This is a genomic window from Polynucleobacter sp. UB-Piko-W3, assembly GCF_018881635.1.
In the GTDB taxonomy this organism is placed as follows: domain Bacteria; phylum Pseudomonadota; class Gammaproteobacteria; order Burkholderiales; family Burkholderiaceae; genus Polynucleobacter.
Window position 1 is genome coordinate 619,663 of the sequence record NZ_JACVPY010000002.1, and the last position, 17,401, is coordinate 637,063.

Below are 17,401 nucleotides of genomic sequence, written 5' to 3' on the forward strand. Positions count from 1 at the left end.
CCAATTTTCTGGGATTTAGCGTTTTAAATTATAGAAAACGGATTTGCCTGGATAGGTCGCAACATCACCTAAATCCTCTTCGATACGTAATAGCTGGTTGTATTTAGCAATGCGATCAGAGCGTGACAAAGAGCCTGTCTTAATCTGGCCAGCGTTCGTACCCACCGCAATATCGGCAATCGTGCTATCTTCAGTTTCACCAGAACGATGAGAGATCACTGCAGTGTAATTAGCGCGCTTTGCCATCTCAATGGCTGCAAAGGTTTCTGTAAGGGTGCCAATCTGGTTAATCTTGATCAAGATGGAATTAGCGACTCCCTTCTCGATACCCTCCTTGAGGATGCGAGTGTTGGTTACAAATAAATCATCGCCAACCAACTGAATCTTCTTACCCAGTTTATTGGTGATATCAGCCCAACCATCCCAATCACTCTCGTGCATACCATCTTCAATTGATACGATAGGGAACTGATCTGCCAGATTACCGAGGTAGTCTGAAAACTCGCTGGAGGTCAGTTGCAACCCTTCCCCTGAGAGATGGTATTTGCCATCTTTATAGAACTCGCTTGCGGCACAATCTAGCGCCAACAACACATCTTCACCGGCTTGGTAACCAGCACCCTCAATCGCTTTCATGATGGTTTGCAGGCACTCTTGATTGCTCTTGAAGTTTGGTGCAAAACCACCTTCGTCACCAACTGTAGTAGGCATGCCTTGAGCGCCAAGGATTTTTTTCAGTTCATGGAAGATTTCAGCGCCGCAACGCAACGCATCGCGGAAATTTTCTGCGCCAACAGGCATCACCATAAACTCTTGGATATCTAGACTGTTATTGGCATGCGCGCCGCCGTTCACGATATTCATCATGGGTACAGGCAATTGCATGCCACCTGAACCACCAAAATAACGATACAAAGGTAAGCCCGCTTCTTCGGCGGCTGCTCTGGCAACGGCCATCGAAACAGCCAAGGTTGCATTAGCACCCAAGCGAGCCTTGTTGTGTGTGCCATCTAAGTCGATTAGGGTGCGATCTAAAAAAGCCTGTTCAGTGGCATCCAAGCCAAGAATGGTTTCTGCAATCTCAACATTAATGTTTTGAACTGCATTGAGAACGCCCTTACCTAAATAGCGAGCCTTATCGCCATCGCGTAACTCAATCGCTTCGCGTGAGCCTGTAGAAGCGCCAGAAGGTACTGCTGCACGCCCCATGACCCCTGACTCAAGCAATACATCACACTCTACCGTGGGGTTACCGCGTGAATCTAAAATTTCTCTACCGATGATGTCAACAATGGCGCTCATGCACCTTCTCCTTAAAGCAATACAAAATGGGAATTAATCAATTCGCTGCAAATTTATTTGAAGCTATTTTCTAAAAATGGACCACTAGATTTCACTACCGTATCAATCGCAACTAGCGATTCCAGTAACTCTTTCATCCGATGCAAGGGCACTGCATTAGGTCCATCAGATAAAGCTTTGGATGGATCTGGATGGGTTTCCATAAACAGGCCGCTGATACCTACCGCAACTGCCGCACGAGCCAATACCGGTACAAACTCCCTCTGACCACCGCTGGCTGTACCTTGGCCACCAGGCAACTGAACAGAATGGGTCGCATCAAATACTACGGGTGCATTTGCTTCGCGCAAGATAGCAAGACTTCGCATATCAGAAACTAGGTTGTTATAACCAAATGAAGCGCCGCGCTCACAAACCATAAATTGATCTGGAAGGTTTACTTCTTTGGCAGCCGCCCTAGCCTTCTCAATGACATTGAGCATCTCATGAGGCGAAAGGAACTGCCCTTTCTTGAAGTTGACTGGCTTACCGCTCTGAGCGCACGCTCTAATGAAATCCGTTTGTCTACATAAAAAAGCAGGGGTTTGAATTACATCAACTACTTTAGAAACTGCCTCGATCTCACTAATATCATGGACATCAGTCAGAATCGGTACGCCCACTTGTTTTTTAACTTTAGCTAAAATCTCTAAGCCCTTTTCCATACCTAAACCCCGGAATGAATTTCCAGAAGAGCGATTTGCTTTATCAAATGAAGATTTATAGATAAACGGAATTTTTAGGGCGCTGGTGATTTCTTTTAATTGGCCTGCAACATCAATCGCGGACTGCTCGGATTCAATCACACATGTCCCAGCAATTAAGAAGAAGCGTTGGTCTAGGCCGACATTGAAACCACATAGCTGAAATGAGCTCATCAGTTCCTCTTAAGCAACTTGTTTTAATGCAGCATCTTGGTGAATCAGTGCTGCACCAATAAATGCTGAGAACAAAGGGTGACCATCACGAGGTGTAGAGGTAAATTCTGGATGGAACTGCACACCAAAAAACCAAGGATGTATTGACTCCGGTAATTCCATCATCTCAGGCAAAGACTCATTTGGTGTTCTGGCAGAAATAATCAAACCAGACTTCTCAAGTTTTGGAACATAAATGTTATTTACTTCATAGCGATGGCGATGGCGCTCATTTACTTCCGAGCCATAAATGCGATGTGCCAAAGTTCCGGCTTTTACTGGGCACCGTTGGGAACCCAGGCGCATGGTGCCACCAAGATCAGAATCATTGCTGCGCTTCTCTACTCGCCCTTCTCTATCCATCCACTCTGTAATGAGAGCAACTACCGGGTTCTCGGCTTGTGGATCAAATTCAGTACTATTCGCATTGGCGATGTTAGCAACATGGCGCGCAAACTCGATGACTGCCAACTGCATACCTAGGCAGATACCAAGGTACGGGATATTGTTTTCGCGGGCATAACGAATAGCAGAAATCTTACCTTCCGTACCGCGCTTACCAAAGCCGCCTGGAACTAGGATAGCATCCAAATTCCTTAAACAATCAATGCCATCTTTTTCAATGACTTCTGAATCAATGTAATTAATATTAACTTTGGTGTGCGCATGAATACCAGCATGGCGTAAAGCTTCAATTAACGATTTATAGGATTCAGTCAACTCAACATATTTGCCAACCATACCAATGGTGACCTCATGCTGTGGGTTGGCCATTTCATAAACTAAATTTGCCCACACAGAAAGATCGGCTGGTTTAGCTTTGATATCTAATTCACGACAAATCAAATCGTCCATGCCTTGTGCATGGAGCATCTCTGGAATCTTATAGATCGTGTCGACATCCCAAACGGATATCACGGCTTCTTCACGCACATTAGAGAAAAGAGAAATCTTGGCGCGCTCATCTTCTGGAATGGGACGATCAGCACGGCATAGCAAAACGGTTGGCATGATGCCGATCTCGCGCAACTTTTGTACAGAGTGTTGGGTTGGTTTTGTCTTGAGCTCACCAGCACTATGAATATAAGGCACCAGAGTTAAGTGGACAAAAGCGCAACTGTGTAATGGAAGACGCAGACTCATCTGTCTTGCAGCCTCCAGAAATGGTAGCGACTCAATATCGCCAACGGTGCCGCCAATCTCACAAATCGCAATATCTGCATTGCCATCATGGCTAGCCTTAGCGCCGCGCTCTACAAATGCCTGAATTTCATTGGTAATGTGGGGAATAACTTGAACTGTCTTTCCTAGGTATTCGCCGCGACGCTCTTTACTGATCACCGACTCATAAATCTGACCAGTGGTGAAGTTATTACTCTTACGCATCTTTGCTGATACGAAGCGCTCATAGTGGCCCAAATCCAGATCTGTTTCGGCACCATCTTCAGTCACAAAAACTTCTCCATGCTGGAGTGGACTCATAGTGCCCGGGTCAACATTGATGTAAGGATCTAATTTTAGGAGGGTGACTTTCAGGCCGCGGGATTCAAGAATCGCGGCAAGCGAGGCAGCTGCGATTCCTTTCCCTAAGGAAGAAACCACACCACCAGTGACAAAAACGTATTTGGTCATCGCTTAAGCTCTGTTGGAAAAAGTAATTATAACGATAGCCTTAGTGATTCAGGAACTTTCAAAATCGGATATATATTAGATAAATCGCTTAAATTTCCACTTTTTCAGCCTAATCGACCATCATGCGCCTATTCTTTGCTGTATTAATTACCATTTTGTCCCTCTTTTATTTCTTGCCTTTTGCGATCGCTTTTCATCGAAAAAGGGCGAATACCGGGGCTATTTTTGCCCTGAACCTCTTTTTAGGTTGGTCCTTGATTGGATGGGTTGTGGCGCTGGTTTGGGCATTAAAGGATGAGCAAATCATCTAATTTTGGGTAAATCAGCCTCTTTTAAGTCTAGTTTTCATCTAAATAGCCCCAATGGGCTGAAATTAAGGGAATTTAAACTCTTATATAAGACTTAAATAAGTAACTATAATGTGGCTGTTCGGGAGAAAATTCCCGTTTAGTCATTCTATAGAACTCATTTACCTCATAGGAAACACCATGTTAGAAGCCTATAACGCTACCGTTGCCGAACGCGCAGCACTTGGTATACCGGCACTCCCGTTAACTAAGGATCAGACTGCTGAGCTGGTTAAATTGTTTAAGAATCCACCGGCAGGCAAAGAGGCTGAACTTGTAGAGCTCATTACGCATCGTGTACCTGCTGGTGTTGATGAGGCCGCAAAAGTAAAAGCAGAATTTTTAGATGCCATTGTAAAAGGTACAGAAAAATCGCCCTTGATTTCTCGTGTGAAGGCAACTGAACTTTTAGGCACCATGCTCGGTGGCTACAACATTAAACCTTTAGTTGAATTATTAAGTGATGCTGAATGTGGCGCTGTTGCTGCGCAAGCTCTCAAGAAAACGCTCTTGATGTTTGATTACTTCAATGATGTGCTTGAGCTTGCTGAGAAAGGTAATGCAAATGCAAAGGCCGTGATGAAAAGCTGGGCTGATGCGGATTGGTTTACTAGCCGCCCCGCAGTTCCAGAAAGCATGAAGCTCACGGTATTTAAAGTTACTGGCGAGACGAATACAGACGACCTCTCTCCCGCACCTGATGCGTGGAGCCGTCCAGATATTCCGTTGCATGCAACGATCATGCTGAAGAACCCACGCCCTGGTATTGAGCCGGATGAATCTGGTGTTCGTGGCCCCATGAAACAAATCGCTGAGCTGCAGAAAAAAGGCAATCAAATTGCTTATGTTGGTGACGTTGTTGGCACTGGTTCATCACGTAAATCTGCTACCAACTCTGTTCTCTGGTGGACTGGTCAAGATATCCCATTCGTACCAAACAAGCGTTTTGGTGGTGTTTGTCTTGGTGGCAATATTGCTCCAATTTTCTTCAACACCATGGAAGATTCTGGTGCGCTACCAATCGAATTAGATGTATCTCAAATGAATATGGGTGACGAGATTGAGTTGCGCCCATATGAAGGCAAAGCATTTAAGAACGGTAAAGAAATTACTGCTTTTTCGCTCAAGTCACCAGTAATTTTGGATGAAGTTCGTGCTGGCGGTCGTATCCCATTGATCGTAGGGCGTGGCTTAACCGCAAAGGCCCGCGCGGCATTAGGTTTACCTGCCTCAACAGAATTCCGTCTCCCAGTTAGCCCACCTGATAATAAAAAAGGTTTCAGCCTGGCTCAAAAGATGGTTGGACGCGCATGTGGCTTACCAGAGGGGCAAGGTATACGTCCTGGCACCTATTGCGAGCCACACATGACTACCGTTGGCTCCCAAGATACAACCGGTCCTATGACGCGTGACGAATTGAAAGATTTAGCTTGCTTGGGCTTCTCTTCTGATTTAGTCATGCAATCCTTCTGTCACACCTCTGCATATCCAAAGCCAGTAGACATTCGTACTCAACACGAGTTGCCACCATTCATGACCAATCGTGGTGGTGTTGCATTGCGTCCAGGTGATGGCGTGATCCATAGCTGGTTAAATCGCTTGCTGCTTCCCGATACCTGCGGCACCGGCGGCGATAGCCACACTCGCTTCCCAATCGGCATTTCCTTCCCCGCTGGCTCCGGCCTAGTTGCTTTCGCGGCAGCGACTGGTGTTATGCCCTTGGATATGCCTGAATCTGTTTTGGTTCGCTTCAAGGGAAAGATGCAGCCTGGCATCACCCTACGTGACTTAGTTAACGCCATCCCTTTGTACGCAATCAAAAAGGGCTTGCTGACTGTTGAGAAGCAAGGCAAGAAAAATATTTTCTCTGGCCGCATCCTTGAAATCGAGGGTCTACCTGATCTTAAGGTTGAACAAGCATTTGAATTGTCGGATGCTTCTGCTGAACGCTCTGCTGGTGGCTGCACTGTTCATTTGAACAAAGAGCCGATTATTGAGTATATGCAATCCAATATCACTTTGATGAAGTGGATGATTGCAAATGGCTACGAAGACAAGCGCACCCTTGGCCGTCGTATCAAGGCCATGCAAGCTTGGATTGCAGATCCACAATTACTGCAACCTGATGCTAATGCTGACTATGCAGAGATTATCGAAATCAATATTGATGAAATCAAAGAGCCTATCTTGGCCTGCCCTAATGATCCAGATGATGTGAAGTTCCTTTCGGAAGTTGCTGGTGACAAGATTGATGAAGTCTTTATTGGTTCTTGCATGACTAATATTGGACACTTCCGCGCAGCAGGTCAAGTCTTGCAAGGCAAGAAAGATATGCCAACCCGTTTATGGGTGGCTCCTCCGACGAAGATGGACGCCATGGTGTTGATGGAAGAAGGCTACTACGGTATGTTGGGTGCAGCTGGTGCACGCATGGAAAGTCCAGGCTGTTCACTCTGTATGGGTAATCAAGCGCAGATTCGTAAAGGTTCAACAGCCGTATCAACCTCTACACGTAATTTTCCTAACCGCTTAGGTATCGATACTCGCGTGTATTTGGCTTCTGCTGAGTTAGCCTCCGTTGCCGCCCTTTTGGGACGGCTACCTACTCCTGCCGAGTATTTAGAACAAGTGAAGGCGCTAGATGCTAAGGCCAGTGATGTTTATAAATACATGAGCTTTGACAAACTCAAGTCATTTAGCGATGTCGCAGATACTGTGACTGTCTAAAAAGAAAAGGCGATCAACTGATCGCCTTTTTTTCTGATGCAAGTTTTATATCGAGAGCTGTAACTGCTGTCGAGCATTCACACTGCTAATACCTGATACCCACTTATTGGTCTGTAGCTCTGTTTTTTCTTTAATCAGCTTGGCGCGCGCTGAAACAGCTTTCCATTGGGCTTCTAACTTAGGACCCTTAAAAGCAATGGCGACTACATTGCAATCATGCGATTCGGGAAATAACAGAACACGATTAGAAAATGCTTCGCAGATGTTCTTGAGATTGATGTTAAAGCTCTTATGGCGTGAAAATAAATTAACTGTCAAAACGCCTGGTTCTTTGAGAATGTCGTAGCAACCCTGATAAAACTCCAAAGAGCTTGCTGATGGACCATCACAAATAGCATCATACAAATCTACTTGGACTGCATCGAAGGTATTTTTGTATTTAGGACTCTTTACAAACTGCTTGGCATCAGTTTGTAGCGTTTCAAGCCTACGATCATCATCTGGCATTGAAAACATACTTCTTGCCGACACAATGACGGCAGGATTAAGTTCTACAACAATTGATTTAACGGCTGGGCAATGAAGGTGCGTAAACTTTGTTAAAGCTCCAGTTCCAAGGCCCAATTGCGCAACCCGCATGCCAGGCTTGGTTTCTAAAAAGAGTAGCCAGGCCATCATTTGCTGGTTGTACTCGAGGTAAATTTCATTGGGGTCGCGAATACGCATTGCTCCTTGAATTAACTCAGTACCAAAATGAAGATAACGCACTCCTCCGCTCTCAGAAAAGGTTACCGGCTCCATCAACATGGATTTGGATGCATTGACTTACTTGGCCCAGCGGCGTGCGTTACGGAATAAACGTAACCATGGGCTTGCCCCATCAGCAGTGTTTAGCCATTCAGGTGGACACCAGCTCATCTGCACAGCCCTAAATACTCGCTCAGGGTGCGGCATCATCACCGTAAAGCGACCATCTGGCGTTGTTACACCTGTTAATCCACCCGGCGAACCATTTGGATTCATCGGATAGGTTTGGGTCGGATTGCCTTCATGATCAACAAAGCGTAAGTTTGCCAAACCTTGCTGTTGTAGCAGATCTAAATTACCCTGCTGGCTGAAATTAGCAAAGCCCTCACCATGCGCTATGGCGATTGGTAATTGACTGCCTTCCATGCCTTGGGTGAAGATTGAAGGAGAAGCAAGCACTTCTGCCATCACTAAACGGGCCTCATACTGCTCGGATTGATTGCGCGTAAATTTAGGCCAAGCTTGTGCACCAGGAATAATTCCAGCAAGATTACTCATCATCTGGCAACCATTGCAAACGCCTAAAGCAAAACTGTCTTGACGATTGAAGAATGTTGAGAATTGATCTCGAAGTTGCTGATTAAAGAGAATCGTTTTTGCCCAACCTTCGCCAGCACCAAGAACATCGCCATAGCTAAATCCACCACAAGCGATGAGACCTCTGAAGTTATCGAGCTTTGCTTTGCCACTCAAAAGATCAGACATATGAACATCGTAGCTATCAAAGCCAGCCCAGTTCACAGCATAGGCCATTTCTACATGGGAGTTAACGCCCTGCTCGCGAAGAATTGCCACTTTAGGGCGAGCATTTTTTCCAATAAATGGTGCAGCAACATCCTCTGCAACATCAAAGGTGAGCTTAGGTGTCATGCCTGCATCAGATAGATTGTCTAAGAGGGCAAATTCACTATCGGCGCATGCTGGGTTATCACGTAAGCGTGCTATTTGATAGCTGGTATTAGTCCACATCTTTTGCAAGATTTCACGGGGCTCTGCAAAGATATTTTTAGCATCACACCAAATCTCAATACGGCCATTGGTATTCGGTTTTGCAATAACATGACTAAATGCACTTAAACCAAGCTTGCGAAGCACTGCAAATACTGCATCCCGTTCTTCTCTGCGTATCTGAATCACTGCGCCAAGCTCTTCATTAAATAAGGCGCGCATTGTTTGTTCATGGCGGCGACCAGATACTTGCTGTGCCCAGTTTTTAGCATCACCATGGTCTGGCTCTTGACTGGGATCCACTGCAATCATGTCAACATTGATTGAGACGCCACAATGAGCTGCAAATGCCATCTCCGCAATACAAGCCAATAAACCACCATCAGAGCGATCGTGATAAGCCAAGAGCTTATTTTCTTTACGAAGCTCAATGATGGCCGCAGCCAAGTTCTTCAAATCTTCGGGTTGATCTAGATTTGGAACCGCTTTTCCAGATTGATTCAATACTTGAGCCAGAATGCTACCAGCCATTCGGTTTTTTCCTCGACCAAGATCAACCAGAATCAATTCAGTATCTAGCGCTGCCCCATCTTGTGCTTTGAGCTTTAGCTGAGGAGTCAGCGTCTTACGAACATCTTGCACTGAGGCGAATGCTGAAATAATCAAGGAAACAGGCGCAACGACTTTCTTATCTTGTCCTGCATCTTGCCAAGCTGTTGCCATCGATAAAGAGTCCTTACCAACGGGTATTGAAATCCCTAAAGCGGGACACAGCTCCATGCCGACCGCTTTTACAGAGTCATAAAGCTTGGCATCCTCACCTGGAGAGCCACAAGCAGCCATCCAGTTTGCTGACAACTTAACATCTTCTAAATGACGAATATCGGCAGCTAGAAGATTGGTAATGGCCTCACCAACAGCCATTCGAGCTGCTGCGGGAGCATCAATCACTGCTACAGGAGTTCTCTCTCCCATACTCATGACTTCACCACGATAGCCCTTGTAATCCATTAAGGTGACAGCACAATCTGCTACTGGAACTTGCCATGGGCCAACAAATTGATCACGAGCATTTAAGCCCCCAACAGTTCTATCGCCAATGGTGATCAAGAATGATTTGCTAGCAACCGTAGGCTGTTGCAATACCCAGGCAATAGATTGAGCAAGATCAGCGTCGGTGACATTAAGCTCGTTAAATTTCTGGGCTAGCCGTTGAACATCACGATGCATCCGCGGAGGTTTGCCCAGTAGCACTTCCATTGGCATATCAACGGGCATTGCCGCATCAGCACCTGCACTTTGTTTAGAGTCAATCAGTTGTAATTGACGCTGTACTGTAGCCTCACCGACCACAGCAAATGGGCAACGTTCACGCTCACAAAGGGCCTTAAATAGCTCTAAATCTTTTGATTCAATGGCCAACACATAACGCTCTTGTGATTCGTTGCACCAGATTTCAGCAGGGCTCATGCCACTCTCTTCAAGCGGTACATTGCGTAATTTAAATTTGGCACCCAAGCCAGCTCCATCAGCTAGCTCAGGGAAAGCATTTGATAATCCACCAGCACCAACATCATGGATAGATACGATCGGATTTTTTTGACCCATAGCGCGACAAGCATTAATAACCTCCTGTGCACGACGTTCCATTTCTGGATTACCGCGTTGGACAGAGTCAAAATCTAAATCTGCAGTATTGGTTCCGGTAGCCACTGAACTACCTGTAGCGCCACCCATGCCAATCCGCATGCCAGGACCACCGAGTTGAATCAATAAGTGCCCAGCCTCAATTGCTTTCTTGTTCGTGTGAATAGCATCAATACTGCCGATACCACCCGCAATCATGATGGGTTTGTGATAACCCCGCCGCACACCATCCAAAGTTTGCTCAAACACGCGAAAGTAACCGCCTAAAATTGGTCGGCCGAATTCGTTATTAAAGGCTGCGCCACCCAATGGGCCATCAATCATGATCTGTAAGGGCGTAGCTATACGTTCAGGTTTGCCGTACTTTTCACTTTCCCATGGAAGGTCTGTTCCAGGAATGTTTAGATTAGAGACTGAGAACCCTGTTAAGCCTGCTTTTGGGCGGCCGCCCACCCCTGTGGCACCTTCATCCCGAATCTCACCACCCGCACCTGTGGAGGCTCCTGGGAATGGTGCAATTGCAGTGGGATGGTTATGTGTTTCTACCTTCATTAAGGTATGCACTAAACGTGTATCTTTTTGGTAGCGGTGATCATCACCTTGTGGAGCCCAGGTTTCTGATTCACAACCAGCCATCACAGCTGAGTTATCAGAATACGCAACAATTGTTCCCTGCGGGTGTAGCTGATGGGTATTGCGAATCATGGCAAACAATGATTTCTCTTGATCATCGCCATCTATAGTCCAGCTTGAATTAAAAATCTTATGGCGGCAATGTTCGCTATTAGCTTGCGCAAACATAATGAGTTCTACATCACTAGGATTGCGCTTGAGGCGAATGAAATTTTCTGTTAAATAATCAACTTCATCATCAGAGAGAGCTAAACCAAGCTCTTGATTGGCCTGATCTAGTGCCGCCCTGCCATTCTCCAAAACCGCAATCCGATGTAAAGGACGATCCTCTAGAGTTTGATACAAGGCATTGGCCTCATCAATCGATTGAACGACAGTTTCAGTCATGCGATCATGAACTGCTGCCAATACCATTTGCTCTTGAGATGCGCTCAAAGATTTTTTAGCTTTCCATGAGAACTGTGCACCACGCTCAATGCGCGATATATTTAATCCACATTGGCGGGCAATATCAGTTGCCTTACTTGCCCATGGAGAAACCGTTCCGAAGCGCGGAATGACCACAGTACCTTTTCTAGAAGCAGCGCCGGTAAATGGTTGACCATAAGTTAACAAACTGGCTAGAACTTCCTGATCTTGAGCGCTTAATGCTGTATCAGACCAAATGAAGTGAAGATATTGCGCCTCAATAGAATCTAGCTCGATACCTTGAGTTACTAAAGAGGCTAAAAGACGCTGTTGGCGAAAGGAAGAAAGCGCGTTTGCGCCAGGTAAAAAATGGAAAAAAGACATCCCTAGATTATAAGGTTTTGCCTACAGTAAGCGCCCGCCTTGGAGGTGTAATTGGCGCTGGCACCTGTTAGCTAAGGCTGGATCATGGGTGACTAAAACCAGGGTGGAATGATTGGCCTGATTTAGCTCAAAAAGAAGCTCAATCACCCGATTACCGCTCGCCTCATCTAGACTTCCAGTGGGCTCATCGGCAAATAGAATGGCCGGCTGAGTGATAAAGGCTCTAGCCAAGGCAACTCGCTGCTGTTCTCCACCAGAAAGGGTCTTCGGGAAGTGCTCAAATCGCTCGCCAAGTCCAACTCGCTCTAGCCAAGCCATAGCAGTAGCTTTGGCATTATCCATACCAGCCAGCTCCGCTGGAAGCATGACATTTTCTAGCGCTGTTAAGTGTGGTAGCAATTGGAAAGACTGAAATACAAAACCAACTTGTAAGCCTCGAAGCTTTGCCCGCCCATCTTCATCAAGGGCATTGAGATTCTTCCCCATTAGAGTGACATTACCCTGGCTTGGCAGATCCAAGCCAGCCAGAAGTCCCAGTAAAGTGCTCTTACCGGAGCCAGAGCTGCCAGTAATGGCAACACTTTCACCAGCTTCTAAATCAAAGCGAATGTCGTGCAAAATAGTCAAAACACCATCACTAGATAAAACAGACTTACCTAGATGGTTTGCGCTGAGGACTTTTTTTGAAGTGCTCATAAAAAGGGAAAGCAATTTAAAGGCTTTTTAGCCTTAAAGTAACTAAATAGATGAATCAAAATAATCAGTCGACCTTCGTATCAAAAAAAGTAATTGCAATAGGCTTATTTTGCCTGTTAATTTCTTTTGTCACATCAGCAAGCTCAAATTCCACTATTTTGGTAATGGGCGATAGCCTCTCTGCTGAATACGGTATCTCCAGAGGCTCTGGCTGGGTCAAGCTACTTGAGGGGCAGCTTCAAAAGCAAGGTAGCCAATGGACTGTGTTCAATGCAAGTATTAGCGGGGAAACTAGCTCAGGTGGTCTTGCGCGTATTACCAACCTACTGCAGCAAAAGAAGCCCGGCATTGTCATGCTCGAGCTAGGAGCTAATGACGCATTGCGAGGTCTGTCCCTGAATGAGACCGAAAAGAACTTAAGCAAGATAATTCAACTGAGCAAAAAATCAGGGGCCAAAGTATTGTTATTTGGCATGCAAATTCCGCCCAATTACGGTCAGGACTATACAAAGAAGTTTAAAGACCTGTACCCCAAACTTGCTAGCCAAGAAGGAATTGAGTTGGTGCCATTTTTTATGGCAGGAGTTGTCAGCAATGCGGATCTATTTCAGCCGGACAATATTCATCCTAATGAAAAAGCCCAAGCTACTCTTTACAAAAACGTATGGGGCGCTATGGCCCCATATCAGTCACTCCTTAACGGCAAAAGAGCTGATTAGCTACCTGCACCTGTTGAGGGCGGCCTCAATGAATTGATGGTCTTTACTTTTGCGCTATCACGCCAAAAAGCCATAAATCCTGCTAACTCAGCCTGAGCTGCTAGTGCTTGTATCTGCTGTGACTGCGCTTTGTGCACTTTTGCATCTACACCAGCAGGTTGGCGAATCTGATCAACTCGATACAAGGTTGTTCCAATGCCTGGATTAGCAACGGATACATAAGCAGGCAATTTATCTTGGCTTACTGACATTACATCGTCTAGTGCACTACCAACTAGGTTTGCTGGTTTATTGCGAGAAACCCAAACTGCAGCACCAAAACCAGAGGTGCTCTTTGGATCTTTTTGAAGCTCTGTGTAACGCTCTGCAGCAGCAGCTATAGCTAACTTCTCTGCAGATCGCTGACTTACTTGTCTTCTCACTTCAGAAGAAACCTCTGCGAAAGGTAATATCTGAGCAGGATGAAAAACGACCACTCTTGCAGAGACAAAAACACCAGGCGAGATTTGTACTGCCTCGATATTGCGTTTATTTTTTAGGGCTTCATCACCAAACAGCGCTTGCACTACCTTCGGGTTGGCAAGAGGGTGATCTCTTGATACACCACTTGCGCCAGAACGTGTCACACCCTTTTGATTCTGAATACTAAGCTTTAATTTATCTGCAGCGGGCTTCAAGCTATCGGACTGGTCATAAGTCAGATTAGCAAATTGGTCGGCCTTTTCGCTAAAGACTTTTGCCTCCTCTTTAGGGTCGGCCTTGAGCACTATGTACTCAACATCAACGAACTCAGGGCTCTCAAAAAGTTTAGCGTTGGCCTGATAAAAAGCCTGAAGTTCTTCTTGCGTCGGATTTACCTTGGGTAGGTAAGCTTTAGCCTCAAATGGCATAGTTTGTATTTGACGCTCTGTCTCATAAAGCGTGGAAATTATTTCAGAAATTTTCGGGCTGGCTAATTCAGTGCGGGCCACGGAATTGACCAGTTGAGCTATTTTGAGATCAAATGCCTGACTAGCATAGAACTGCTCTTCATTTAAGCCATTATTAACTAAGAGTTGCTTAAAGCGCGCATCGTCAAAGCTACCATCTTCTTTGTACAAGGCTCGAATTTGTGGAATATTTTGTAAACTCTTTACGAGGGCATCTTTGCCAACTTGCAGACGTAAATCTGTTACTGCAAAACCGAGAATGCGTTGCTGTAGTAGCTCATTCAAAATGGCCTGTCTAAATGGAAGGCTTTGGGTAATCTGCGGATTTCCACCAACGCGCTCAGCTTGGCGCTTAGCTGCATTGTCAACTTCCTGTGCAGTAATGGGTTTTCCATTGATCTTCACAAGATCAGTTTCTTTATCCATGAAGCTGGAATAGCTAGAGATTCCAAAAAAAGCAAAAGAAGGAACGATCACCAGCATCAGTGCAAGCTGCATCAGCTTTTGGTGCTTACGGATGGTATCAAACATGAATAAGTTCGCTAGTAAAAAAATATCAACTATGTGAGTGTACTAGGCGGCGGGATTCGGAAGCTTGGACGCCTTGGAACAGGCTCAGAAGAAGTAAACATTTGGTGGGCGCTGAGAGGCTCGAACTCCCGACATTCTGCGTGTAAGGCAGACGCTCTACCAACTGAGCTAAGCGCCCCAAATATTACAGAAAGGATTGTAACCTAAGTGCATAAAAACGCGAGTTTCCCGTCAAATCAGCCCTACATGTAGAGCTAGAAAAGACGGAAAACACCGCTACTTTTAGTGCTTGAGAATCTCGCCTGAAGACAATTTCTCGTTAGCTTTGCTAGCCTCAGATGCTTTCTTAGCAAGTTCTTCAGGTGTTGGGTCTGGCAAGGCTACCGGCATACGCTCCAATGCAAGCTCTAATACCTTATCAATCCAGCGCACAGGAATGATTTCAATTGCATTCTTCACGTTGTCCGGAATATCAATCAAGTCTTTCACATTCTCTTCTGGTATCAAGGCTAACTTGATACCGCCGCGATGGGCCGCCAATAGCTTCTCTTTCAAGCCGCCAATCGGTAGAACCTCACCACGTAAGGTGATCTCACCAGTCATTGCAACATCTGAGCGAATTGGAATTCCGGTGAAAACAGAAACCAAAGCAGTTGTAATGGCAATACCAGCAGAAGGACCATCTTTTGGAGTGGCGCCATCAGGAAAGTGAATATGAATATCTTTTTTCTCAAACGCTTCATCAGTAATGCCAAGAATCTTGGATCTAGAGCGCACCACAGTACGCGCAGCTTCAACGGACTCTTTCATAACGTCGCCAATAGAGCCTGTACGAGTAATAACGCCCTTACCTGGCATGACTGCTGCCTCAATAGTCAAGAGATCACCACCAACTTCTGTCCAAGCGAGACCGGTAACTTGACCAACCTGATTTTCTTTAGCTGCTAAACCAAAGTCATACATCCGCACAGATAAGAATTTCTCAAGATTATCAGCATTGACCACTATTGGAGCGGCCTCTTTCTTCAAGAGCAAAAGTTTCACTACCTTACGGCAAATCTTGCTAATTTCTCTTTCTAAAGAACGAACGCCTGCTTCACGAGTGTAGTAACGAATGATATTGCGAACAGCGCTTTCCTCAATCTTGAGCTCATCCTTTTTTAAACCATTGTTCTTGATTTGTTTCGGGATAAGGTAATTCACAGCAATGCTGGTTTTTTCGTCCTCTGTGTAACCCGCTAAACGAATAATCTCAAGCCGATCTAATAACGGTCCCGGAATATTTAAGGAGTTAGACGTTGCAACAAACATCACATCCGAAAGATCAAAGTCAACCTCGACGTAGTGATCTTGGAAAGTATGGTTTTGCTCTGGATCCAACACCTCTAACAAGGCACTAGCAGGGTCGCCACGGAAATCCATACCCATCTTGTCAACTTCGTCCAAGAGAAATAAAGGGTTACGGACACCAACCTTAGTCAGGCTAGAGAGAATCTTGCCGGGCATTGAGCCAATATACGTGCGGCGATGACCTCGAATCTCAGACTCATCACGCACGCCGCCTAAGGCCATCCGCACAAACTTACGGTTGGTAGCGCGCGCAATTGATTGACCCAAGGAGGTCTTACCAACTCCTGGAGGGCCAACTAAACAGAGAATGGGCGCCTTAACGCGGTCAACACGCTGCTGAACTGCGAGGTACTCCAAAATACGTTCTTTAACTTTATCTAAGCCGTAGTGATCCTCATCCAATACTTTTTCAGCATTGCTCAGGTCGTTATTAATCTTGGTTTTTTTCTTCCACGGAAGATTGACCAAGGTATCAATAAAGTTTCGAATCACTGTAGCCTCAGCTGACATCGGCGACATCAACTTTAATTTCTTGAGCTCAGACTCAGCCTTTTTCAAAGCCTCTTTCGGCATGCGCGCAGCTTTAATCCGCTTCTCGAGTTCCTCGAGGTCGGCACCCTCTTCGCCTTCGCCTAATTCTTTTTGTATAGCTTTAACCTGCTCATTCAGGTAGTACTCGCGCTGGCTCTTTTCCATTTGACGCTTGACACGTCCACGAATACGCTTCTCTACTTGCAAAATGTCAATTTCGCTTTCGAGATCGGCCAAGAGACTTTCTAAACGCTGCACTACATCAGTCATCTCAAGCAGGCGTTGCTTTTGCTCAAGCTTGACTGGCAAATGAGCGCAGATAGTATCTGCTAAGCGGCTTGGATCATCTATACCACCGAGCGAAGACAAAATTTCTTGTGGTACCTTCTTGTTCAGTTTTACATACTGATCAAATTGGGCCATGATTGCGCGGCGCAAGGCTTCAGTTTCATGCGCATCAATGGCATCAATGGCAGTTGGAGTAGCTTCACAGTTGAAGTAACCCAAGCTGTCTTCAATTTGGCTTACCTCTGCACGCTGTACGCCTTCAACCAATACCTTCACGGTGCCATCGGGCAGTTTGAGCATTTGTAGGATGTTGGCAATACAGCCGACCTCATAGAGGTCTTCAATCACTGGCTCATCCTTGGCTGCAGTCTTTTGGGCAACCAATAGGACATTTTTACCGGTCTCCATGGCGGCCTCTAGTGCCTTGATGGATTTAGGGCGACCCACAAATAACGGGATCACCATATGGGGGAAGACAACTACGTCCCGCAATGGAAGTAAGGGTAGTTGAAGCGGTTCAGAGGGTAGTAGTAAGTGGCCAGGCATAGGGCAAATCCTCCAAAGTA

General features: G+C 45.8%; 11 protein-coding genes and 1 tRNA gene. 3 read left to right on the forward strand and 9 right to left on the reverse strand.

Annotated features, from left to right (window positions below):
- Positions 1-15: 15 nt before the first annotated feature.
- The 3 genes from eno to ICN31_RS03520 are packed head-to-tail and all read right to left on the reverse strand — an operon-like array spanning position 16 to position 3,890.
- Positions 16-1,302 (reverse strand): phosphopyruvate hydratase, encoded by a 1,287-nt coding sequence (eno, locus tag ICN31_RS03510; protein WP_216258631.1) that lies wholly within the window; start codon positions 1,300-1,302, stop codon positions 16-18.
- Between the two features lie 53 nt (positions 1,303-1,355).
- Positions 1,356-2,219, reverse strand: a complete 864-nt coding sequence (gene kdsA, locus ICN31_RS03515; RefSeq protein ID WP_216258639.1) for a 3-deoxy-8-phosphooctulonate synthase — start codon at positions 2,217-2,219, stop codon at positions 1,356-1,358.
- A gap of 9 nt (positions 2,220-2,228) precedes the next feature.
- Positions 2,229-3,890: a CTP synthase gene (locus ICN31_RS03520; RefSeq protein WP_216258640.1), complete on the reverse strand. Its 1,662-nt coding sequence runs from the start codon at positions 3,888-3,890 to the stop codon at positions 2,229-2,231.
- 122 nt (positions 3,891-4,012) lie between these two features.
- On the opposite strand from ICN31_RS03520, the gene ICN31_RS03525 reads away from it, so the two are divergent.
- A complete protein-coding gene (locus ICN31_RS03525) occupies positions 4,013-4,201 on the forward strand; it encodes a superinfection immunity protein (protein WP_216258642.1) in 189 nt (62 codons plus the stop codon).
- Positions 4,202-4,378: 177 nt separating this feature from the next.
- The gene (locus ICN31_RS03530; RefSeq protein WP_216258644.1) at positions 4,379-6,964 is read left to right on the forward strand and encodes a bifunctional aconitate hydratase 2/2-methylisocitrate dehydratase; all 2,586 of its coding nucleotides are present in this window, start codon (positions 4,379-4,381) and stop codon (positions 6,962-6,964) included.
- Positions 6,965-7,009: 45 nt separating this feature from the next.
- Here ICN31_RS03530 and ICN31_RS03535 read toward each other — a convergent pair whose 3' ends face one another.
- The 3 genes from ICN31_RS03535 to ICN31_RS03545 are packed head-to-tail and all read right to left on the reverse strand — an operon-like array spanning position 7,010 to position 12,487.
- Positions 7,010-7,771, reverse strand: a complete 762-nt coding sequence (locus ICN31_RS03535; protein ID WP_255530903.1) for a spermidine synthase — start codon at positions 7,769-7,771, stop codon at positions 7,010-7,012.
- Between the two features lie 18 nt (positions 7,772-7,789).
- Positions 7,790-11,791, reverse strand: a complete 4,002-nt coding sequence (purL, locus tag ICN31_RS03540; protein WP_216258646.1) for a phosphoribosylformylglycinamidine synthase — start codon at positions 11,789-11,791, stop codon at positions 7,790-7,792.
- Between the two features lie 21 nt (positions 11,792-11,812).
- On the reverse strand, positions 11,813-12,487 hold the full coding sequence (locus ICN31_RS03545; RefSeq protein WP_216258648.1) for an ABC transporter ATP-binding protein: 675 nt from the start codon (positions 12,485-12,487) through the stop codon (positions 11,813-11,815).
- A gap of 50 nt (positions 12,488-12,537) precedes the next feature.
- On the opposite strand from ICN31_RS03545, the gene ICN31_RS03550 reads away from it, so the two are divergent.
- Positions 12,538-13,206, forward strand: a complete 669-nt coding sequence (locus ICN31_RS03550; protein ID WP_216258651.1) for an arylesterase — start codon at positions 12,538-12,540, stop codon at positions 13,204-13,206.
- On the opposite strand, the gene ICN31_RS03555 is transcribed toward ICN31_RS03550, so the two are convergent.
- From ICN31_RS03555 to lon, 3 genes are all read right to left on the reverse strand, one after another.
- Positions 13,203-14,666 carry a peptidylprolyl isomerase gene (locus tag ICN31_RS03555; protein ID WP_216258653.1) on the reverse strand — a complete coding sequence of 488 codons (1,464 nt, stop codon included), beginning with the start codon at positions 14,664-14,666 and terminating at the stop codon, positions 13,203-13,205. The two genes, ICN31_RS03550 and ICN31_RS03555, sit on opposite strands and share 4 nt — an antisense overlap.
- Positions 14,667-14,768: 102 nt before the next feature.
- Positions 14,769-14,844, reverse strand: a tRNA-Val gene (locus ICN31_RS03560).
- 104 nt (positions 14,845-14,948) lie between these two features.
- A complete protein-coding gene (gene lon / locus ICN31_RS03565) occupies positions 14,949-17,381 on the reverse strand; it encodes an endopeptidase La (protein WP_216258656.1) in 2,433 nt (810 codons plus the stop codon).
- Between the last annotated feature and the right edge of the window lie 20 nt (positions 17,382-17,401).

Bases quoted from the DNA above. Each gene is read 5' to 3' on its own strand.
- eno (WP_216258631.1), bottom strand. From the start codon at position 1,302: ATGAGCGCCATTGTTGACATCATCGGTAGAGAAATTTTAGATTCACGC.
- kdsA (WP_216258639.1), bottom strand. From the start codon at position 2,219: ATGAGCTCATTTCAGCTATGTGGTTTCAATGTCGGCCTAGACCAACGC.
- ICN31_RS03520 (WP_216258640.1), bottom strand. From the start codon at position 3,890: ATGACCAAATACGTTTTTGTCACTGGTGGTGTGGTTTCTTCCTTAGGG.
- ICN31_RS03525 (WP_216258642.1), top strand. From the start codon at position 4,013: ATGCGCCTATTCTTTGCTGTATTAATTACCATTTTGTCCCTCTTTTAT.
- ICN31_RS03530 (WP_216258644.1), top strand. From the start codon at position 4,379: ATGTTAGAAGCCTATAACGCTACCGTTGCCGAACGCGCAGCACTTGGT.
- ICN31_RS03535 (WP_255530903.1), bottom strand. From the start codon at position 7,771: ATGTTGATGGAGCCGGTAACCTTTTCTGAGAGCGGAGGAGTGCGTTAT.
- purL (WP_216258646.1), bottom strand. From the start codon at position 11,791: ATGTCTTTTTTCCATTTTTTACCTGGCGCAAACGCGCTTTCTTCCTTT.
- ICN31_RS03545 (WP_216258648.1), bottom strand. From the start codon at position 12,487: ATGAGCACTTCAAAAAAAGTCCTCAGCGCAAACCATCTAGGTAAGTCT.
- ICN31_RS03550 (WP_216258651.1), top strand. From the start codon at position 12,538: ATGAATCAAAATAATCAGTCGACCTTCGTATCAAAAAAAGTAATTGCA.
- ICN31_RS03555 (WP_216258653.1), bottom strand. From the start codon at position 14,666: ATGTTTGATACCATCCGTAAGCACCAAAAGCTGATGCAGCTTGCACTG.
- lon (WP_216258656.1), bottom strand. From the start codon at position 17,381: ATGCCTGGCCACTTACTACTACCCTCTGAACCGCTTCAACTACCCTTA.